This window comes from Hydrogenimonas urashimensis (genome assembly GCF_016593255.1).
Taxonomy (GTDB): Bacteria; Campylobacterota; Campylobacteria; order Campylobacterales; family Hydrogenimonadaceae; genus Hydrogenimonas; species Hydrogenimonas urashimensis.
In genome coordinates this window covers 1,094,798-1,115,275 of the sequence record NZ_AP023212.1, presented here as the reverse complement: position 1 = coordinate 1,115,275, position 20,478 = coordinate 1,094,798, and the positions used below count along the sequence as shown (strand labels likewise).

25 protein-coding genes are annotated in these 20,478 nt (G+C 51.8%); 8 read left to right on the top strand and 17 right to left on the bottom strand.

What is annotated here, in order from left to right:
• Positions 1-9 precede the first annotated feature (9 nt).
• From JMG82_RS05635 to gmhA, 8 genes are all read left to right on the top strand, one after another.
• A complete protein-coding gene (locus JMG82_RS05635; protein ID WP_201354042.1) occupies positions 10-348 on the top strand; it encodes a ferredoxin-thioredoxin reductase catalytic domain-containing protein in 339 nt (112 codons plus the stop codon).
• Between the two features lie 70 nt (positions 349-418).
• Complete coding sequence (locus JMG82_RS05630; protein ID WP_201354040.1) at positions 419-715, top strand: Dabb family protein; 297 nt, start codon at positions 419-421, stop codon at positions 713-715.
• Positions 716-946, top strand: coding sequence for a cbb3-type cytochrome oxidase assembly protein CcoS (gene ccoS / locus JMG82_RS05625; protein ID WP_201354038.1), 231 nt, complete (start codon positions 716-718; stop codon positions 944-946).
• 177 nt (positions 947-1,123) lie between these two features.
• Positions 1,124-1,609, top strand: coding sequence for a D-glycero-beta-D-manno-heptose 1,7-bisphosphate 7-phosphatase (gene gmhB, locus JMG82_RS05620; RefSeq protein WP_201354029.1), 486 nt, complete (start codon positions 1,124-1,126; stop codon positions 1,607-1,609).
• Positions 1,599-2,594 (top strand): ADP-glyceromanno-heptose 6-epimerase, encoded by a 996-nt coding sequence (gene rfaD, locus JMG82_RS05615; protein ID WP_201354027.1) that lies wholly within the window; start codon positions 1,599-1,601, stop codon positions 2,592-2,594. Before gmhB ends, rfaD begins: the two co-directional genes overlap by 11 nt.
• Positions 2,595-2,654: 60 nt before the next feature.
• Complete coding sequence (locus JMG82_RS05610; RefSeq protein ID WP_236579197.1) at positions 2,655-3,056, top strand: four helix bundle protein; 402 nt, start codon at positions 2,655-2,657, stop codon at positions 3,054-3,056.
• A complete protein-coding gene (rfaE1, locus tag JMG82_RS05605; protein ID WP_201354024.1) occupies positions 3,049-4,485 on the top strand; it encodes a D-glycero-beta-D-manno-heptose-7-phosphate kinase in 1,437 nt (478 codons plus the stop codon). The genes JMG82_RS05610 and rfaE1 overlap by 8 nt, the downstream gene beginning before the upstream one ends.
• Before the next feature lie 82 nt (positions 4,486-4,567).
• Entirely contained in the window at positions 4,568-5,134 is a 567-nt protein-coding gene (gene gmhA / locus JMG82_RS05600; RefSeq protein ID WP_201354021.1) for a D-sedoheptulose 7-phosphate isomerase, read from the top strand.
• A 164-nt stretch (positions 5,135-5,298) separates the two neighbouring features.
• On the opposite strand, the gene waaF is transcribed toward gmhA, so the two are convergent.
• The 17 genes from waaF to gspG are packed head-to-tail and all read right to left on the bottom strand — an operon-like array spanning position 5,299 to position 20,439.
• Positions 5,299-6,297, bottom strand: a complete 999-nt coding sequence (gene waaF, locus JMG82_RS05595; RefSeq protein ID WP_201354018.1) for a lipopolysaccharide heptosyltransferase II — start codon at positions 6,295-6,297, stop codon at positions 5,299-5,301.
• Entirely contained in the window at positions 6,294-7,049 is a 756-nt protein-coding gene (gene murI / locus JMG82_RS05590; protein ID WP_201354015.1) for a glutamate racemase, read from the bottom strand. The genes waaF and murI overlap by 4 nt, the downstream gene beginning before the upstream one ends.
• Complete coding sequence (locus JMG82_RS05585; RefSeq protein ID WP_201354013.1) at positions 7,046-8,281, bottom strand: O-antigen ligase family protein; 1,236 nt, start codon at positions 8,279-8,281, stop codon at positions 7,046-7,048. The genes murI and JMG82_RS05585 overlap by 4 nt, the downstream gene beginning before the upstream one ends.
• A 5-nt stretch (positions 8,282-8,286) precedes the next feature.
• The gene (locus JMG82_RS05580) at positions 8,287-9,378 is read right to left on the bottom strand and encodes a glycosyltransferase (RefSeq protein WP_201354011.1); all 1,092 of its coding nucleotides are present in this window, start codon (positions 9,376-9,378) and stop codon (positions 8,287-8,289) included.
• Positions 9,353-11,173, bottom strand: a complete 1,821-nt coding sequence (locus JMG82_RS05575; protein WP_201354009.1) for a sulfatase-like hydrolase/transferase — start codon at positions 11,171-11,173, stop codon at positions 9,353-9,355. The genes JMG82_RS05580 and JMG82_RS05575 overlap by 26 nt, the downstream gene beginning before the upstream one ends.
• Complete coding sequence (locus JMG82_RS05570) at positions 11,170-11,784, bottom strand: YrbL family protein (protein WP_201354007.1); 615 nt, start codon at positions 11,782-11,784, stop codon at positions 11,170-11,172. Before JMG82_RS05570 ends, JMG82_RS05575 begins: the two co-directional genes overlap by 4 nt.
• Positions 11,781-12,824 (bottom strand): glycosyltransferase family 4 protein, encoded by a 1,044-nt coding sequence (locus tag JMG82_RS05565; RefSeq protein WP_201354005.1) that lies wholly within the window; start codon positions 12,822-12,824, stop codon positions 11,781-11,783. Before JMG82_RS05565 ends, JMG82_RS05570 begins: the two co-directional genes overlap by 4 nt.
• On the bottom strand, positions 12,821-13,627 hold the full coding sequence (locus JMG82_RS05560; RefSeq protein ID WP_201354003.1) for a glycosyltransferase family 2 protein: 807 nt from the start codon (positions 13,625-13,627) through the stop codon (positions 12,821-12,823). Before JMG82_RS05560 ends, JMG82_RS05565 begins: the two co-directional genes overlap by 4 nt.
• Positions 13,624-14,379: a glycosyltransferase family 2 protein gene (locus JMG82_RS05555; protein WP_201354002.1), complete on the bottom strand. Its 756-nt coding sequence runs from the start codon at positions 14,377-14,379 to the stop codon at positions 13,624-13,626. Before JMG82_RS05555 ends, JMG82_RS05560 begins: the two co-directional genes overlap by 4 nt.
• Positions 14,372-15,460, bottom strand: coding sequence for a glycosyltransferase family 4 protein (locus JMG82_RS05550; RefSeq protein WP_201354000.1), 1,089 nt, complete (start codon positions 15,458-15,460; stop codon positions 14,372-14,374). The genes JMG82_RS05555 and JMG82_RS05550 overlap by 8 nt, the downstream gene beginning before the upstream one ends.
• The gene (locus tag JMG82_RS05545) at positions 15,457-16,365 is read right to left on the bottom strand and encodes a lipid A biosynthesis lauroyl acyltransferase (RefSeq protein ID WP_201353998.1); all 909 of its coding nucleotides are present in this window, start codon (positions 16,363-16,365) and stop codon (positions 15,457-15,459) included. Before JMG82_RS05545 ends, JMG82_RS05550 begins: the two co-directional genes overlap by 4 nt.
• Positions 16,362-17,363, bottom strand: coding sequence for a lipopolysaccharide heptosyltransferase I (gene waaC / locus JMG82_RS05540; protein ID WP_201353996.1), 1,002 nt, complete (start codon positions 17,361-17,363; stop codon positions 16,362-16,364). The genes JMG82_RS05545 and waaC overlap by 4 nt, the downstream gene beginning before the upstream one ends.
• A 46-nt stretch (positions 17,364-17,409) precedes the next feature.
• Positions 17,410-18,312, bottom strand: a complete 903-nt coding sequence (locus JMG82_RS05535; RefSeq protein WP_201353993.1) for a hypothetical protein — start codon at positions 18,310-18,312, stop codon at positions 17,410-17,412.
• On the bottom strand, positions 18,309-18,917 hold the full coding sequence (locus JMG82_RS05530; RefSeq protein WP_269089363.1) for a PulJ/GspJ family protein: 609 nt from the start codon (positions 18,915-18,917) through the stop codon (positions 18,309-18,311). Before JMG82_RS05530 ends, JMG82_RS05535 begins: the two co-directional genes overlap by 4 nt.
• Positions 18,917-19,372, bottom strand: coding sequence for a type IV pilus modification PilV family protein (locus JMG82_RS05525; protein WP_201353989.1), 456 nt, complete (start codon positions 19,370-19,372; stop codon positions 18,917-18,919). Before JMG82_RS05525 ends, JMG82_RS05530 begins: the two co-directional genes overlap by 1 nt.
• Positions 19,362-19,961, bottom strand: a complete 600-nt coding sequence (locus JMG82_RS05520; RefSeq protein WP_201353987.1) for a prepilin-type N-terminal cleavage/methylation domain-containing protein — start codon at positions 19,959-19,961, stop codon at positions 19,362-19,364. Before JMG82_RS05520 ends, JMG82_RS05525 begins: the two co-directional genes overlap by 11 nt.
• Positions 19,962-19,974: 13 nt before the next feature.
• Positions 19,975-20,439, bottom strand: coding sequence for a type II secretion system major pseudopilin GspG (gene gspG, locus JMG82_RS05515; protein ID WP_201353985.1), 465 nt, complete (start codon positions 20,437-20,439; stop codon positions 19,975-19,977).
• Between the last annotated feature and the right edge of the window lie 39 nt (positions 20,440-20,478).

The window sequence follows — 20,478 nt, the reverse complement described above, 5'->3', positions numbered from 1 at the left end:
GGCGGGAAAATGGAATATGTGGATATGAGTTCGGACGAGTTCCTGGCGGAATTCGAAAAGACGAAAAAGTTCACGGACAAGGTTTGCAAGCAGTTTGGCTGGGTCTACAACCCCAATGAGGATGTCAACGAAGGGGTGATGATGGGATTGGCCCGCAACAAGATGCTCTATGGCAAGCGATGGTGCCCCTGCTATATGGTGATCGAGGATGAAGAGGGCAATCACGTGAGCGCGGACAACCGTCTGTGCCCCTGCAAGCCCGCCATTGAGCACGAGATTCCCGAAGAGGGCAAGTGTCACTGCGGTATCTTCTGTACGCCGGAGTATGCCGCGACGCATGATCACTAAATCCGTCTTTGGGTTTAATTGTTGGTCGTTTGAATGGGGCCTTGCCCCTTTTTTAAGAAGGTGAGATGGTATGGTTGTGCATATTGTGATGTTTCGGTTTAAAGATGAGAACAAAAGTGAAAATATCGAAAAGGTGAAAGCGATGTTGGAGGCCTTGCCTCGAGAGATCCCGTCACTTCGGTCGATGGAGGTGGGGGTCGACTTCTCCCGCTCCGAACGCTCGATGGATCTGGTGCTCACTTCGACTTTCGACGACAGAGCGGGGCTGGAGAGCTACCGCATCCATCCGGCGCACCAAAAGGTCGTTGCGGTGATCAAGGAGGTGACGCTGGAGAGCCGTGTGGTCGATTACGAAAAGGAAGCGTAAGTGAGTTCGGGTATTCTGGCAATGATGCTGGGCGTCTCCACTTTGCTAGGGGCGTTCGGTCTGTTTGCATTGCTGTGGGGTCACAAAACGGGCCAATTCGAAGACAAACACAAATTTCTCGACGGAGCGCTTTATGACGGGGAAGATGAGCTCAAAGACGCCGTCATGATGGAAAAAAAGAGAAAAAAGATCGAAGAGAAGCGCAAAGACAAACGGGTAATGCCCGAATGAGTCGCGTAGTGGTATCGGGAGAAAACTGAAAATTGAGAATGGGAGGATATGGAGTATGGGCCCTGCCTATATGCCGACGGGTGGTCATGCGGTCAATACCGCTGCACTTCCCGGTTTCCTGACCTGGGCGGCACTTATCTTGTTGATCATGGGACTGGTTTGGCTGATCGAGAAACGATGAGAAAAGCACTCTTTCTAGACCGTGATGGGGTTATCAATGTCGATCACGGGTATGTGAGCCGGATCGAAGATTTCGAATTTGTCGACGGGATTTTGGCGTTTGTCAAAAAAGCCCAGAAAAAGGGATACCTGCCTGTTATCGTGACCAACCAGTCCGGTATCGGTCGCGGGTATTACAGCGAAGAGGATTTCGAAAAGCTGACAACGTGGATGATCGAGAAAATGAGAGAAGCGGGTATCGACATCACCCGTGAACAGGTTTTCTCTTGCCCCCACGATCCGGCTGCGGGATGCGACTGCCGGAAACCGATGCCGGGCATGTTTCTGGCCGCCCAAAAACGTTTTGGTATTGACATGGCGCAATCGTGGATGATCGGCGACAAGCCGAGCGACGTGGAAGCGGCGAAACGTGCCGGCGTGGGGCATACGCTTCTGGTAGAGAAAAATCGCACAATTGATGTAAAGGAATTGCATGGATTTTAATGGCAAAACAATACTCATTACCGGAGGAGCGGGTTTCATCGGCTCCAATCTGGCGTTTTATTTTCAGGACAATTATCCCGACGCAAAAGTGGTGGTGTTCGACCTTTTCAGAACGGGTGAGACATTCTCCAACGGCAATCTCAAAAGTTTCGGTCACTACAAAAACCTGATAGGTTTCAAGGGCGAAATCATCGCCGGAGACATCACGAAGCCCGAGGATTTGAAAAGGCTCAGAGATTTCAGGTTCGACTACATATTCCACGAGGCGGCCATCAGCGACACGACGGTATATGATCAGAAGATCATGATCGACACCAATCTCAACGCTTTCAAAGACCTTCTGAAAATGGCCGAAGAGATGGGAGCGGCGATGATATACGCCAGCTCCGGTGCCACCTACGGCAATGCTCCCGCGCCCCAGACCGTGGGGCGGGAAGAGCCCGCCAACATCTATGGCTTCAGCAAACTGGCGATGGACCATCTGGCGTATGACTGGATGGAAACGACCGACCTGCCGGTGGTGGGATTGCGCTATTTCAACGTCTACGGCCCCCGGGAGTTTTATAAAAACAAAACCGCTTCCATGGTGCTGCAGTTCGGGCACCAGATTTTGGCGGGGAAGAACCCGAGGCTCTTCGAAGGGAGCGACAAAATTCTGCGCGACTTCATCTACATTGACGACGTGATCCAGGCCAACATCAGAGCCTGCAATCCCAAACGAAGCGGCGTCTACAATGTGGGTACCGGAAAAGCCCGGAGTTTTCAGGATATCGTCGACATATTGCAGGCCCAGCTCGGCACCGACCTGCCCTGCGATTACATCCCCAACCCCTACATCGGGCAATACCAGTTCTTCACCCAGGCCGACATCGAGCCGACAAGAGAGTGTCTCGGATACGAACCGGAAGTGTCGCTGGAAGAGGGTATACGACGGTATTTGCCGGAGATCAAGCGGCTTTATGAGACGGAGGTTAGTGGTCGTTAATCGTTGGTCGTTGGTCGTCAGTGGGAGTGTTTCTCTTGAATGTATGCAAAGTAGGGGATAATGATGAAATGTGAGTCCTTGGATGTGTGGAAGAAGGCAGATGCTTTGAGTGCCGAAAATTATGTTGTATTTCGGGATCTGAAAAATTTCGGATTCAAAGATCAGATTACACGTTCCGGGCTTTCCATTCCCAGTAATATCGCTGAAGGGTTGGAGAGGAATTCGGACAAAGAGAGTTGGCGTTTTTTAGATATTGCACTGGGTTCTGCAGCGGAACTGAAAACCCAAATCTATATTGGCATGAAAATCAATTATATAGAGTTGGAAAAAGGAAAAGGCGGGATTCGGGAACTTGAAAGCATAGGGCGTATGATCAATGGGTTGAGACGGTCTTTGGAGAAAAAAACCAACGACCAACGACCAACGACTAACGACCCATCCGAAAAGGATGTTCATGCGTAAATACCAAACCCTAAAACCCGCCATTCTCGTCGTCGGCGACCTGATGATCGACCATTATCTCTGGGGAAAAACGGAACGGATTTCGCCGGAGGCACCGGTGCCAGTGATCGACGTGCAGGAAGAGAGCGAAGTGCTTGGCGGCGCGGGAAACGTGGTGAACAACTTGATCGCCCTGGGAGCCGATGTGAGCGTCGCTTCGGCGATCGGAAAAGATGAAAACGGCAGGCGGTTGGGACTGATGCTCAAATCGCTGGGGGTCAAGACCGATGCCCTTGTGACCGAACCGCAGCGCAAGACGACCCGAAAGAGCCGTGTGATCGCCTCCCATCAGCAGGTGGTGCGGTTCGACAGCGAGACGCGGCAGGAGATCGCCAAAGAGACGGAGGATAAAATTCTCGCTTCAGTACAGCGCCAACTTTTTCTGACCGACATCATTTTGCTTTCCGATTACGGCAAAGGGGTGCTCAGCGAACGTCTGACGCGCCATGTCATCGAAATGGCGCGGGCCGCCGGCGTGAAGGTGCTGGTGGACCCCAAGGGGAGGGATTACTCCAAGTATGCAGGCGCGACGCTTGTTACGCCCAACAAAAAAGAGGCGAGCGAAGCGACGGGGATCGACATCGTCGACGAAGCGAGCTTGCGGGAAGCGGGTTTTAGGCTGAAAAACGACCTGAACCTCAACATGGCGATGATTACCCTCTCCGAAGAGGGGATGGCGATTTTCGACGAGACGATGCGCACGATTCCCACGGTGGCCCAGGAGGTCTACGATGTGACCGGAGCGGGCGATACGGTGCTTTCGACTCTGGGGTTCGTGCTGGCCTGCGGCGGGGACATCGATGAAGCGGCGCGCATCGCCAACGCCGCCGCGGCGGTGGTCGTGGGCAAGCTGGGCAGCGCTACGGCGACATGGGATGAGATCATCGCCTACGAAACGGCGCTTCACGAATCGACGACGGAGCACCGCATCAAGTCGCAGGAGGCGCTGGCAAAGAGTGTCGAGCGCTTGAAAAACCGGGGCAAACGCATTGTCTTCACCAACGGCTGTTTCGACATTTTGCATCTGGGGCACGTCAAATACCTCGAGAAAGCCAAAAGTTTCGGTGATGTGCTGATCGTCGGCGTCAATTCCGATGCGTCGGTACGCCGCCTCAAGGGTCCCGAGCGTCCCGTCAATCCGGAATTCGACCGTGCTTACCTGCTGGCGGCTCTCGATTCGGTCGATTTCGTAACGATTTTTGATGAAGATACCCCCTACGAACTCATCAAGGTCGTCCGGCCCGATGTGCTGGTCAAAGGAGGTGATTACGAGGGTAAGGAGGTTGTAGGAAGCGATATCGCCAAAGAGGTGCGGCTGGTCGATTTCGTCGAAGGGAAAAGCACGACGAAAACCATAGAGAGAATGAGGGACTCGGCCTCTAAATCGTGAAACGCAACCAGAAACGCAGAGCGAGCCGGTGTCGATTGGCAAGCGAACTTCAACGCCCATGGATACATGAAAGGATAAAGCCATGCTGAGTGTCATAGAAAAAGAGTTAGACGCGCACAAAAAAGTCCTGGAGCAGACTGTCGTGGGATTGCAGCATTTCATCTACACGGCGGGTGTGATTGTCACGGAAGCGCTTCAGGCAGGAAACAAGGTGATGCTCTGCGGCAACGGGGGCAGCGCGGCGGACGCCCAGCATATCGCCGCGGAGCTGATGGGCCGTTTCAAGAGCGAAAGAAAACCGCTGCCGGGCATCGCTCTAACAACCGATACATCGGCATTGACAGCCATCGGAAACGATTACGGTTTCGATCAGATTTTCTCCCGTCAGGTGGCCGCCCTGGCGAATGAGGGGGATGTGCTTATCGGCATCTCAACCAGCGGCAACAGCCTCAACGTCGTCTATGCCCTGGAGACGGCCAAAAATTTCGGATGCAAAACGATAGGCCTCAGCGGCAAGGGCGGTGGAGAGATGAACAATGTCTGCGATCTTAATATCATCGTGCCCTCCGACGATACGGCGCGCATTCAGGAGATGCACATTCTCATCGGCCATATTCTTTGTCAGCTGGTGGACAACGAATATCGATAAATCCGTCGTCTCTGACACCTTGCCGTTGGTTCATAGCAGAGAATGAGATTGTCCGGTTGGACGATGGTGTCTTTGGCAATATGCCAATCAATAGGAAGATAAGCCGAACATTCGTTGCATGCGTCCAGTGTGCTACATCAAGCAGGCTGCTGATTTTTGCTCCCTTATTCTCTCTTCTCCTGTTTGAACACTCTATTCATCATGGCATGGACTGCGTTCACGACCTCCTGGGGCGTTATCTCTTTCATGCAGGCGTGATGTTTGAGAGGACAGGTGCGTTTCATGCAGGGGGCGCAGGCCATTTCGTGGCGGACAATGGTGCTTGGGGGGTTCATCCATTGGCAGGTCTCTTCGTGCTTCGTCGGTCCGAAAAGGGCGACGGTGGGGACCTGGTAGGCGGCGGCGATGTGCATGGGGCCGCTGTCGCCGGTGATGAACAAATCCAGTCCGCCGATGGCGCTGCAGAGTTCGGGTATCGTGGTTTTTCCCGCGAGATTCAGAATGTTCTCCACCCCTTTTTGTATGAGAATCGTTTCAATGTCTCTGGCGATATCGGTTTCTGCAGGTCCTCCGAAGATGACGATGTCGAAGAGGTCGGAGAGGGTCGCGGCGACTTCGGCGAACTTTTCGGGGTACCACCGCTTGGCGCTGCCGTAGGTCGCGCCGGGGTTGATACCCAGTGTCGGACGCTCGTAGCTTTTTTTAGGCCAATGGAGGAGCAGAATGCCGGGTGTGTCGTGTCGGCCAGTGACGGTGTCGATGAAAGCCTGGTAGCGTTGGACCTGGTGGACGGAGGCGACAGAAGCCGAGTGAGAAGTGGGGAGTGAGAAGTGGGAAGGTTTTTTGTATTGGAATATCTTTATTGAGCCGGTCAGCTTCAAGAGCAGTTTAGAGTAGAGGTGGCTGCGGAAAGTCAGGGCGATGTCGTGGGAACCGAGGGTTTTGGCAAGGCGATAGACGTTGAGGGGGCGGAATCCTTCCGATTTGGTTGTGTCGAGGACGGTTTGGGTGATACGGGGGTGGGCTTTAAGCGCTTCGGTGGCCACATAAGAGCCGACGAGGGTGATATGGGCATCGGGATAGGCGGCGAAAAGGTTTTCAAGCGCCGGAGTGGTCATGACGGCATCGCCCAGCCAGGTGGGCAGTTCGACGAGAATTTTCATTGCTGCAGCCATTTTGCGGCGATCGCCTTGAGATTGTCGGGATTTTCCGATGCGAAAATTTTGAGTTTGGTCTTTTCCACTCGCTTGGACAGGTATCCTTGTTCTTCAAGATGCTCCGCGATCGCTTCCCCCGAGTGAATGAGCAGAGGGGCGTTGGGGAAATAGTCGCGAATGGCTTCGGCGATGAGGGGAAAGTGGGTGCATCCAAGGATCACAGCATCGGGTGTTTCGATGGCTTTGAAATAGTGGGTCATGACGCTTTGAAGCACGGGTCCTTCGAAAACACCCTCTTCGACCACGGGAACGAAAAGAGAAGGGGCGATCGATTCGATGTTTTTGTACCCGATCGCCTCGATGCCTTTTTGATAGCGGCCGCTTTGGATCGTGGCGCGGGTACCCAGAATCAGAATGCGCGAAGATGGGTCGAGGCCACTGTTTTGCAGGGCTTTGACACCAGGGTCGATGACGCCGTAGATGGGAATTTCGGCATTGGCGCGCATCTCCGGCAGGGCGTGGGCGCTGACGGAATTGCAGGCGGTGATAAGCAGGTCGATGTCGAAATTTTTGAAAAATTCCAGTGCTTCGAGGGCGTAACGGGTGATGGTGGCGGCATCTTTGGTGCCGTAGGGGACGCGCGCCGTGTCGCCGTAGTAGATGATTTCATCGAAAAACCGGTGCTCCATAATGCTCTTGACGACGGTCAGGCCACCGGCGCCGCTGTCGAAAATGCCAACACGTTGAGAATGTTTCATGAATAACTTTCCTCAAGAGTAGAATAGGTTCGGCTCAGGAAAAGAAAAAGGCCTACGGTAAAACCGAAAAGCGCTGCCGTGAAATTCCTCAAAGGAACGTCGGTGAAAAAAGCGACGATGAATATAGTGAGTATCGCGTGAAAGGTCGCTTGGATCAAGGGGGCGTGGAAAGGCATTTTGTAAAGTTGAACAAGAGAGAGGACAAAAAGGATAAGCCCGACAATGCCGGTTTGCAACGTGATCTGCAACCACTGGTCGTGAACATGGGTGATCGTGGATAAAAAGGAATATTTTTTCTCTTTTGACTTTTCGAGATAGCTTTGAAAAGTCTCTATCACATCTCCCACACCGACCCCGAGCAGTGGATGATCTTTGACAATCCGGATGCCTACTTTCTTCATGGCCACTCTCAGCCCCCAAGATGTGTCGAGATTTCCATGGAAGATACCTCGGACATCGGAAATTCCCTGGTGAACTTTTGCGTGAAAGATGGGAGAGAATTGGTAGGCTGAGAGGAAAAGAGCAAGCAAAGCGCTCAATGTACCAAGAAGATATTTTTTTTTGAATCCTGCAAATTTGATTGTAAACACGAACAGGGCAAAGATAAAGCCGAGCTGACCGGTTCTTCCGCTATTGAGAAAGAGATTGGTGGTGGTCGATATTAGAAAGAAGAATTCCAATATTTTTATTTTTAATGGGTTTTTCGGATTGAAAAGCTGCCAAAGGAGCAACAGGCTGGTAACCGCCACAAAGATACTGTAAAAAACATGGTGCATAATGGGAGAGGGGTTGGCCACTGACGCTTTTTTGAAATGCCACCATTCAAAAAAGACGCCGTACAGAAGAATTTCGCTCACGAACATGGAAAAAAGAAAGGTGAGGAGGAGATAGGGTACAAAAGATTTTTTCAAAGATGTGTACATAACGACCATAAGTACGATGATTGCAAAATAGTGTTTCAAAATTCGCATAGCTGCATGAATGTTGTCACTCCATAACACAGAGAGCATATGCACAGCGAAAAAGAGCAAGAGAAAAAGTAGTGCTTTATTGGAAATCAGAGCTTTGGTTTTTTGGTGCAGCTCCCCTTCCGCCAACCACAAAAAAACCAACAGAAGTGGACCGGTATAGATGGTGAATGCGTATGAAAAAGGAAGCAGTGCTGCATAAACTACCAAAAAGAGATTGAGTAGAAAAGAAATCCGTTTTTTTAAGCGGTCATTGTATTGCATAAGGCTCATTTTTTCATCGCCATTATGGATTTTACCAATTCCTGGGCGATGCACCCGGCATCTAAATGGGAGAGATCGAATCTTGAGAGATCCGGATACGCCTTGAGTGCTTTTTGAATATTAAGAGCCAAAGCATCGAAATTACCGGGGGGGGAAAGATAGGCTTTCAATTGGCCGGTAAGAATTTCCGAAGGTCCACTGGGACAATCAGTACTGACGACGGGAGTCCCCACGATCAGCGCTTCGGCGAGGACCCGAGAAAAACCTTCGTAATCGGAGGAGAGAATTAAAAGTTTGGCATGGCGCATCCATGCGTATGGATTGTCACTGTGTCCTTGTAAAATCACTTGCTCCGTAAGGCCCATTTGATCGATGAGCGATTGAATGCGATCCCGATCCGGTCCTTCGCCGACGATATATAGTTTGTAAGGAATAGCAGCTTTTTTGTAGGCTTCCAGTAGCAAATCATGACGTTTTTGGCCGACATTCAATCGCCCAACATGCAGAAGATAGGGCCTTGCCGGAATCTCTTTTGGCTTTTGATCTGCAAGATGACGAATTTCCTTGATATTGAACGGGTTGTATAAGGTATGAATCGAAAGCGGGCGGGCGCTTAGGGTATTGACGATATATTCTTGCAAGCCTTTGGAGACGGTGATGAGGTGTTTGTCTGAGTAGAGTTTTCGATAGGTGCGTTTGCGCCACCACCACTTCAGCGGAGCGAAAAAGCCGCGATACGTTTTGGTCTCCGCACTGTGAACTATGTGCATCGCATTGGGCAGATGGAGGCTGGAGAGAATCTTGTTCGAAGGAGTGGAGTTGGAGAGAATCAGATCGACTGGCTTCAATGACGCCAACAGATTCCGCAACTCGCCTTTGAGATCCTTTCTGTTTTTCGCCAAAAGTTTATGCAGTTGAACGCCCTGGGGTATCGCGTAATCGACGGCATCTTTGTAAATAACGATATGGGTTTGCACCCCCTGTTTCGCCAAGGCGTCCGCCAGTGTGACAATGTAATTTCCCGCTCCCCCGGAGAGGGTCATGTTGAAAAGCACGATGCAGGGCGGTCGGTTACTGGATGAATTTTCTGTTTTCATTCAAAACCTCTAAGATAATTTTGCTGATATCCCCTTTGGGATGGTATACGCGGCTGTAATCGTCGGTTTTATACACTTTTGTTTTCAAAATTTCGTTGGGAAGATTGGAAAAGACAAAAGTATAACTCGGTGTGATTATCGCATTGTGGTACCAGTTGCCGCAGGTGGCGAAAGTTCGGTGATAGGATTTGGAGAACATGTTTTGGGCATTGGAAAAAGTGGAAAGGGCGTTTCTTACTCCCAAATATTTCAGAAGTGAGGGGATGAAATCGATGCTTGAAGCGAGTTGGTCGATGCTCTTGGGAGAGTGTCCGGGAAGCTTCACGATCAGAGATGAATTGGTCTGCTCTTTGTCGAAGGCGTTGTTGTGGCTGAAATGGCCGTGTTCGAAAAACTCCTCCCCGTGGTCGGACATGAAAACGATGACGGAGCGATCGTAGAGTCCGGTTCGTTTGAGTTTGTCGAGCATTTTCCCCAAAAGCGCATCATCGTAATGAATGGCGTTTTTGTATTGGTTGAAAAGTTCTTTTCTGTCTTTGGCGCTTGCGGTGGTGTAGTTGGTTCTTCCCCCGCCGTCGGGCTGGAATATGGCCGCCTCTTGGGGATAGGATCGACCGTGGGGAGCGTCCAGGAAAACGAAGGAGAAGATGGGTTTGGAGAGATTCTGTTCATCGATCCATTGCAGCCATTTTTCGGTCAGGGTCGCATCCATTTGCCACGGTGCGCCCGGCATATGGTCATGAATCCGTGTTTTGACATCGTAAAAGATCGTTTGACGAAACTCCGGCCAGCGGGTATCGGTGCTGTAGAATATTCCGATCTGATATTGGAGACGTTTCAGGACATCGAAGAGGACCGGCCCCTTTTTGGCATGGAGAAAGGCGAACCAGTAAGGGGCGTTGAGGCCGTAGAAGAAGCTGAAGAGGCCGAAACGGGTACAGTTGCCGCCTGTAATCACGCCTCGGTAAAAGGTGGCATCTCGGGAAAAGGCCGTGACGCTGGGCATGATTTCCTGTGTGATCATATCGGTACGAACCGCATCGGAGCCAAAAATGAAGATGGGAACGGGATGGGTTTTTCCGATTTTGACAGGCTCGAGAGGATAGTGGACTTTGGCGTCCTTGCGGGTGGCGATGTCGGTCGTTTTGCGTTCAACCTTTTCGATGCCCAGGTATCTGCTTGCAAATCGCGCGAAAGTGAAGGGTTGATAGAGAGGAATGGGTTTGACGCTTTCTAATATCAGATCGTTGGCTTTCATGTTTTGCAGGCCGTAATAGACCTTCTCCCACAAAAACAGCGCGATGACGGCCGGCAATACCGTTTTGTTGAACAGGCGGTTCCAAGAAAAAAGTTGCTCATCGTGGCGTTTGATGAAACGAATGAGCCAAAGTTCCAAAGCGGTAAAAAGAGTGAAGTAAAGCGCCGTTACCAGCGGCGGGCCGTAGCCTACCTGGATGCTGTCGTAGGCCGCCGGAGAGAAGATGATGTTGAGGACCATGGCGTTGATGTGGAATTTCCAGATCCTAAATAGGAAAAAATCGAAGAGCAGCAGATAGTTCGTTACGATGAAAAGAGCCGTCATCAAAGGAAGGACGACTCTGTAAAAACGGAAAAAGGGACGCAGCAGAATGAAATAGAGCAGATACAGCAAAGCGGCGGTCGATACGGCCGCGGGAATCGTGAAATAGAGGGTTTTCGTCTCTTTGTTGAATATCAGAAAACCCAAAAAGAAGAGAGAAGTGATGAAAAAGTTGATCTTGAAAAAGAGCTTCAACCGCTCGACGGGTAGATTCATTGTGCTTCCTGTGAAAACAGATTGGGCCATGAGGCAGCTAGGAGTTTCCTAACCGCAGGATTGTCACCGCTCTCCCGATAGAGACGACGGAGGACTTTCTCCCACTGTTTCGATATTTTGAAATCCGCGAAGAGCGGAACGGCAGGCAGATCGATACCGTCGATGATGACGAATCGTCCACCGCTTCCGTTTTGTTGGTAAAGAAGGTTGGACGGGCTCGGGTCTTTGAGAATGATCCGCTCCTTTTTTATGAAATTTTCCAACTCCCGAAGTGCCGAAATCATCTCTTCGTCGATTCGATCCGGGGCATTGTAGAGATAGTGCAGCAGACTTTTCGCCACACTGCCGTCGCCGTTTCGAACCGTCTCGAAGAGCAGGCCTTCGCCTCTTTCCGTTATGACGGTTCCCCTGAATGCGGCGATATGACGAAAACCGTTCTCTCTTTTCGCCAGTTTATTATAAATTTTGAGATCGTGGCGATGCTGTTTCGTATGGGAAGAGGAGCGGGGGATTTTGATGCACCATGCGCGGTTTCCGGGGTGAAGGTAACAGAGCCTCTCCGTTCCGTCACCGATGAAGAGCTCGGGATCGATCTTTACCCGTTCTTTCAATCCAGAACCTTTTCGATGACCGCGATGGTTTCATCCACATTGCGTTTCATGGAGTAGTTTTCGACCAGGGTACGGTTGTGTTTTTTTATATTCTCAAGCTTTGAACGGTTTTGTAACAGCTCTTCTATATAGGGAATAATTGTAAAATCTTTCGGTGTCTCCATCCGGGGTTCTGTTTCCAGGATTTCTCCTGCACCGGTTTGCCGGGTGGTGATTATGGCGTTCCCGAAATGCATGGCCTCCAAAACGACACTTCCGAAAGGTTCGTAGTGGGACGGAAAAAGAAAAATATCGGAAGCGGCATAGAAATTCTCCACGTCACGGCGTGGGCCGGCAAAGGTAACACGCTTGGCAATGCCGAGTGTTTCGGCCCGTTGAATATATTTTCGCATGTGTTTTTCTTTTCCCACGACAAAGGCGTGAAAAGGCGATTTTAATCTGGACAGGATTTCGAGAAATTCCCAAACCCCTTTGCGTTCGTAACCGCTGCCTACATAGAGAATAACAGGCAGGTCCATCTCTTCAAGCGCGAACTCTTCGAATATTTTCACTTTTTTTTCGTGTATCGCCTCTTCCGGAATCTCTTCCATGTCGATGCCGTTGTAGATAACGGTGATTTTCTTTTCGTCGATACCGTAGTCATCGATGATATTGCGTTTGACCATTTTGGAAATGGCAATGATCTGTCGGCTGTTTTCCAGCGCCCTTTTTTCCAGCCAGAGATAAACGGGATGGAGGGGGTTGAGGCTGAATCCCTTGACCTTTAGAAACGTTTTGTGAGTACCGCCGCCGGCGCGGTGGATGTCCAGACAGGAGAGGCGGTCGTTGGAAAAGTAGACCCCCTCTTTGCGCGTACTGCAGACCTGGTAGTCGTACCATGGCAGTTTGATCCAGGAGGGCATCCATTTCGGTTGCGTGATATGCAGTACTTCCACATCGAATTTTCCGCGCCGTTTCATCTCTTTGACCAATCGCTCGAAATAGCGCTCCACTCCGCCGAAGGGGTTGTGTTGACGGCGAACGAAGTAGATTTTCTTCATTCCTCCACCCTCTTCAAAAATCTGTCGATTCCGTCTTCACATCGGATACGATCGCCCAAAAGAGTCTTTTGCAGTCTCTCGTCGTTTTGCGGCAGTGCGGCCCGTTCGTTTTCCGGATGGTAGAGATGGTATGCGACGGCGGCGAATTTGAGATTTTTGCGCTGCATGCCGGCTTTGTAAAGCCTGGCGACGAATTCGCTGTCTTCTCTGCCCCATCCGACGAATCGGTTGTCGAACCCGTTGACGGCAAGAATCTCCTTTTTGAAAAGGGAAAAGTTGCACCCTTTGATTCCCTTCATCGTAGTGGAGGAGCGTAAAAAGAGTCTGGAGAGAAGCCTGTTTCGCAGGGCGTTTTTGCGGTTGCCGAGGTCGGGTGAAAAGGGGCCGATGTTTCGCGGGTCGAAACTTTTGGCAAAGATATCTTTCGTCATTCTCTCTCCCAGAAGAACCCGTCCGCCCTGAAGATAGAGCCCGGGCTGCGCGTTTTTGAGGTGATCTTCCACGAAGGCTTCGTGCAAAATCAGATCGCCGTCGATGACAATGATGTACTCTCCTTTGGCCTTGGCGATGGCACGGTTGCGGGACATCGCCAGCCTGAAACCTTCATCCTCCTGCCATGCGTGGAGGACGGGGAAGGGGGCTTTGGCCGCGAACGCTTCCACGACTTCGGCGGTCGCTTTGCCGGAGCCGTCGTCGGCTATGATCACTTCGTCGGGCAGGCGTGTCTGGCGCAGCAGAGAGTCGAGAGTGAGTGAAAGCGCTTCGGGCCAGTTGTAGGTGGTGACGATGACGGAGGTTTTCACCGTTTTTTCTCCAACGTTTTTTCGTAAAGTTTGATATATTTGTAAAAGACCCCGTTGGCGTTGGAGACGCTGATGAGAAGCCCTTCGTAGCCGCAGAGAAATCCCCGGCGGAAAATGTAGTTTTTGAAAAAAGAGAAACATGCCCGCCAGAACGCTTTGGCGGGGGACGAAGCACTTTTTTTCTCTTCGGCATAGAGCGTGGAGTAGCTTTGCATTTTCTCGATCAACGCGGCAGCGCTGTCGAAGGGGTAGTGGAGGATCTGGCCTTTGAGGCTTGTTTTTCGGGTATCGGGTTTTATGATCAGACTTTCATGGACCATCGCATCGCTGAAGCGTGTATGGGTACGGTTATAGAGCCTTGCCACAACATCCGGGTACCACCCGCAGCACCGGATGGGCTTTTGGCGGTAATGGTTGAGACGGTTCATCGTATAGACCCGGTTTTTCGTTTTCGGATTCAGAAGCCGGATGGAGTCGAGCAACTGCGCTGTCAGAATTTCGTCGCTGTCGATACTCAAAATCCAATCGTTGCGGGCGCTTCGGGCCGCCAGGTTTTTCATGGGGCCGAACCCGATGAAGGGATGTTCGATGATTCGGACATTGGAATACCCGCGGGCGATGGAGAGCGTGTTGTCTTCCGATCCGTTGTCCAAAACGAGGACCTCGTCGAAATCTTGCAGCGCATTAAGACACTTCGCGAGATATTTTTCCGAATTTTTCGTCAATATCGTGACGGTGACGGCATCAACCACGCTTTACACCTTCCGCCAACTCCCGATAGAGCCGGTCGCTTTTTGCTTTCATGACATCCCGGTTGAAGCGTTCGAGGGCGAGGCGCCGGTTCGTTTCGCCCAGTCGGCGAATCCGGTCTCTATCACCGGCCAGATTTTGCAGTAGCGTCGCAAAACCGGCCAGGTCCTCTTTATCGGTTAGAAGAAGATTCTCTTCCGCATTCAGCTCCGGAATGCTTCCCACATCGGTGGAGAGGCAGGCTTTGCCCATCATCATCGCCTGCATCAGTGCCTGGGGAAGCCCCTCTTTTTCGGAAGGGCAGGCGTAGATATCGACGGCATCCAGAAAAGTTTCGGGCTGCACATACCCGACAAACCGGACACGGTTTTGCAAGCCAAGGGCGTCGATTCGCGCCTGCAGTCTCTCGGCCGCATCGCCTCGGCTGTCACCGGCGATGAGCAGTACGGTCTCGGGACGGGTTTGGAGGATGGCGGGCATCATGTCGACAAGCGCCCATCCCCGCTTGCGATTTCCCGCGCCGGCCATCGTGCCGATGACGACCGTATCGGTGCCTATCGTCAAATTATGCCGGAAAGCCCGGCGCCGGTCGATGGAGGGGACGAAGCGCCGCGGGTCGGGATAGGTCGGGATGGAGACCACTTTTTTCTCCGATAGGCCGCAATCGAGAAGCTCTTCTTTGATGCGCTCTCCCGTGGTGACGATACGGTCGGCCAGGCGGAAAAGATGCCCCGGCTTTTTGGTCAGTTCGATATGGCGGCTGCGCACCGTTTTTATGCCGAGCAGTTTGGCGGCATAGGTGGCGGGATAGCTGTCTTTGCTGCTGTGGGTATGGACGATCTCCACTCTGAGGTGCTGAATCAGCCGTACCATTTCAAGGTAGGGTTTCGGATCGGCCAGATGGCCGAAAGGGAGGGCGAACGTTTCAAAGCCCCTGCGGCGCGCCTCTTCATAGAGCCAGCTCTCTTTCCGGCAGGCGAGATAGGGCGTATGCCCTAGCTCCTCGATGATCTTGAGGTCCTCCAGTACCCGCATGCTCTGGCCCCCTTTTGTGCGGATCCATTCGGTATGCAGAATTCTCATCGGGCAGGCCCTTTCTCATAGAGGGTGTTGTAATGGCTCCGCCACCGTTTGTGCAGCCAGAACCACTCGTCGGGCTTTTCGCGAATGGCCCGTTCCGTCACATCGGCCTGCGCCTGGACATGGCGTTTGATATCCTCTTCCGCATTCTCGGTTTTGACCGGTTCGATGGGCGGGTAGACTTTGATCGTGTAGTGTTCGTGATCGTCGGAACGGACGAAAATGGGCACGACCGCCAGATCCAGCCGCCTGGCCAACAGGGCGGCGGCGGGCGTGTGGCGCACCGTTTTTCCGAAAAACTGCACTTCGATCCCCTCGTCCCGGGTGGTGTTCTGATCGACCAACAACCCCACGTTTCTTCCATTTCTAAGCGCCGTGATCAACCGGCGCATGGCCCCTCTTTTTTCCACAAGCTCCACATCAAACCGCTCCCTGCCTCTTTTGAGAATCTCGTTCATTTTTCTCGAATCGAGGGGACGTCCCACGATGGTGATGGGTCCGTAAAGCGCGGCACTCACAAGAGGGGCGATTTCCCAGTTGCCATAGTGGGCGGTTATGAAAATAAGAGGCTTGTCTCGGGAAGCGGCTTCATCGATATAGTGTCGGTCGACGATCTTCACTTTTTCGAGCAGATCGGTTTTTCCGATCGACTGATTTAGCACAAAATCATGGATAAGAAAAAGCAGGTTTTCGTAGGTGCGTTTGACGATACGCTTTTTTTCCTCAGCGGGAAGGGTGTCGTCAAAGGCGATGTCGAGATTGACATAAGCGATGCGTCTGTGGCGACGGTCGAGGATGTAGGCGAACCGTGCCATCGACCGAACGACAGGGAAACGGACGGATTTTGGCGTATAGAGAACAAAAAGCCGAAAAAGACGGTACAAAGTGACGTAAGCGAAATCTTTCACGCCAGCAGCCTTTGGGCCGTTTCGGCCACTTTTTCGGGAGGAATGGTCGCGATGGAACGGTCGCCTTTGTCGAAACGGCAGGGGTGGACCCTCATACCTGAGGTGATGGCGACGTTGACGGGGGTTTCCATCATCATCGTTTTGGGTGTGGCACCGAAGAGAAGTATCGACGGTTTGTTCATGGCCCACGCTATATGGCTTGGGCCCGTGTCCCCGCCGATGAGCAGATCGCATCGTCCGACGGCGTATTTGAGGGTGTTGAGGTCCATGGCCGGCAGGAGTGTGGCGTGGGAATTTCGGGCGATCTCTTCGGCCTCTCTGCGCTCCGCAGCGCTTCCGGCTATCAGAAGAACGTTGTGGTCCCGAAGCTCTTCGATGAGTTCGACGAACCTCTCTGCGGGATAGGTTTTGCTGGCGTTACTGGCGGCGGTGACGACAAGAACGTTTCTGCTTTTTTTTGAAAACAGAGTGTCGATATCGGTATCGATGCGCCCTTTGTCGAAAAAAAGATAGGGCTTTTTTTTCAAAAGCATCTCCCTCGTTATCTCCATGCCGAGTGCCTGTGCGATGAGCGAGGCGAAGCGCACCGGCGCGATGTTGGCGCAGTCCACACGATAGCGATGGCGATAAAAGAATGAGGCAATACCCTCTTTGGCGGAGTTCCTGTCGAGCCCTGCGGTTTTTTGGCCCGCTATCTTTGCGACGATGGCCGATTTGATGAGACCTTGTACATCGATGACGAGGTCGAAAGGCCCCGCTCTTTTTATTTTTTTGTAGATATCGCCAATCACGTCGAAAGAGAGCTTCTCTTTGAGGCTGTGAAGATTCAAAGGCACGACATGGTCGATGTCGGGATTGTTGAAAAGAATCGGGGCGAATTTCTCTTCCACGAACCATGTCAATTCGATATCGGCACTTTTTTCTTTGACAAACTGCAGACTCGCCAATGTGTGAATCACATCCCCCATCGCGGTCAGACGGACAATTGCAACGCGCATACAAACCTTAATTTTTGTTGATATTATATCGAAAAATATTGAAAAATCAGGGACAAAGAATCGGAGAGAGTGTCAGATGGGTGATTTTTTTCTTTTTCATCCCCATCCAAAATCCCATAGAACCGCTGCACTCCTGTGTCGTATTGAAATCGACCGAAATGGCGATGGTCTGCGTCGAAAGCACCGGCGTGATGCCAAAACGTGGCTGCAGAATCGTCATCTTGTATTCGTCGTCGATCGGAATATCGTCGGGCTTTTCGTACCGTTCGGTATGGGCGGAGAGTTTCGAAAGGGTCGTTTGGGGATAGTCCGGGTAGAGGAGCTGCAGCTGATCGCTGGTGGCGTAATTGAGATCGAAAGTGCTCCCTTCGAAACCGAAAACATCTTTCCACAGCCGCAAGGAGAGATTCTCTTCATTGCCAAGAATACGGTAGGTCTCGAGTATCGTCTCCAGGGCCTTGGCGTTGGCGATGGCACCATTTTGGAACCAGGGTTGGTTGAGCCGGATTTCACTGCCTCTCTCTCTTTCGTAAACGTCGGTATCGTAGGTGTCCAGCAGCAGCGCGAGCATCAGTCGCGGATTTTTGACATTGTGCCGCTCCATCCAATCCAAGAACGTATCGAACGCGATCTGGTCTTTCTGTACCGACGCGAGAATCGCGTTGAGGTTGATTTTGCGCTGGGCGGAATCGATCGTGAGAAAACTGGATATCGGTCCCAGGTCGAGTGACACCGGAATCCCGGATCCGTAGAAAAGATCGTCCTGGGAGAAGTTCTGGGATTTGAGAAAGCCACTCAGGTCGCTGAGAATCAGATTGGTCTGGATGACTGCGACATTTTTGCGTACACTCTTTTTCAGGGTTCCGCTTTGCTGCAGGAAGAGGAAAATGATGGAAGCAAGCAGCATCAAAATACCCAGCGTAATGAAAAGAACGATACCGCGTCTCACTGGTCCCCCTTGTAGAAGACCGCGACAATCGGGGTGATATCTTTGCATCTAAGAAGCAGATTGATGCGCGGGCCGCTGAGTGTGAAGCGCAGGGAGCTGCATCCGGCAGCGAGTCTGTCGGCGAAAAAGTAGGTGCCGTTGCTGTCCCCGACATAGTTGGTACGGAAGAAGTCGATCGGAGCGGTCGCCTCAATACGGATGAGCGCCTCTTCGTTGCGGCTTATGTAGTAATGGACCCAGGGGCGGGCCATTCCGTAGACGGAGTGGTCCGTTTTGAATGCGATGCGGTCATACCCCGCCTCGTGAATGATCTCCACGGCACTTCGCATCTGCGTAATATCCTGCATCAGCAGCGTGTAGATCTTCTGGCTGGTCGTTACGCTCCCGACCGATTTCGTGTAACGTGCGTGATCTCCCCTGACACTCTCAAGCGTGGCATAGAGATAGGTGAAGACGATGGCGGTCAGCAGGATGGAGATAAGCATTTCGATGAGGGTGAAGGCGCGCGTGGTCGAATTGATAGTTGATAATTGAAAATTGAAAATTGGGGAGAAGGAAGAATTTTCCGATTTCCGAAACCCGGTTTCTTCTCTTTGAATGGGCATTACGGTTTGATCCTGATGAAGCTGACGCTCGTTTCGCCCTGTTCAAGACGCAGCGGATAGTAGCGGTAGGTCAGATCGAGCTCGCCGCTTTGAAAAAGGGTTTTTTTCTCCTCTTTGCCTACCGTGACTCTCCCTTTGAGACTTCTGAGCCAGAAGAGTTCGTCATCTCTGAGTTTGGTGAAGCGTGCCGTGTCGAAGACGGAGACATTCTTGCGACGGATGCGCTGGATACTCGCGTATAGCAGCGGTGTCGTCTGGTAGAGAAGTACGGCTTTTTGGCGGTATCGGTAAAGATCCTCTTTGATCCATCCGTCGAATTTCAAAAGTGCCAGTCCCATCGTGAAAAGAATGAGAATGCTCAGCAGAACTTCAAGAAGGGTGAAGCCCCGGCAATAGCGAGCGGTGAACGGCGGGTGTTTTCCGATTTCCGATTTTAGATTTTGGTTACTGTGCATAGCCGGCCCTGTCCGGAAGATAATCGCTTTGGCGGATGTAGGAGACCATCTCAACGGCATTGTCGAAGAGTTTCGGTGGTTCGAAAGGATGGATATAGAGCCATTTCTCGTTTACACGGATGATCTGCGGATCCAGCATACCGTCTTTTCGACAACGGATGGAGAAGACGGGCGCAAATTCCGTCGTTCCGATTTTCAGGTGGGGATAGTCGATGCTTTGAAGCGTTTCGTCCGGGTTGAGTCTGTACCCTTCGCCGACGCGGGGAAGATTCAGTGTTTCAAGAATTTTCCCGTTGCCTGTAAGGTAACACGTTCCGTTTTCTGTGCCATAGAGAACGAGATCCATCGTGCGGTAGGCGGAGAGACTCTTGAAATAGCCGTCGATCGTCCGCAGCGAAAGGCTCGCCGTTGCCTTTTTCGATGTTTTCGGAATGACATTGTTGAACGCGATCGCATACACGATGCCCATAAGCAGCAAGACGATGAGAAGTTCGATCAAAGTAAAAGCACCGCCTTGCGCTCTGTAGTTCTCAGCGGGCGGCTTGAGCGCTTTGATGATGGATCTTCCAACCGGTTTCGCGTTAATCATTCACCGTTTCCCGTTATTGCCGTTCGCACTCCTGCAGGGTGATGTCTTTGGCGTCGCCTTCGCCCCCCTCTCTGCCGTCGGCTCCCAGACTGATGATGTTGACGGAGGTTCCGTCACTGATGTAGACGTAAGGATGTTTCCACGGGTCGCGAGGCAGCGCTTTGCTCTCCAGATAACCCGTGGGGGCGTAATTGGTGTACTTTTCCGGATCGGGGTTTTTAAGGAGCGCTTCGAGCCCCTCTTCGGTGGTGGGGTACATGCCGTTGTCGAACTTGAAAGATTTGAGAGCCTCCTGGATCTGTTTCATCTGGATGCAGACCAGTTTCCGTTTGGCGCTTTCGGCCTTTCCCAGGAGGTTCGGCAGCACCAGTGCGCTCAAAAGCCCCAGAATGATGATAACGATCATCAGCTCCAACAGCGAAAAAGCCTTGCGCTTTTTCGTTCGGTTGGAAGTTAACGGGTTGCGGGTAGATTTCATGATCTCTCCTTTGTTTGATGAGTTTTCTTTGAAGCATGA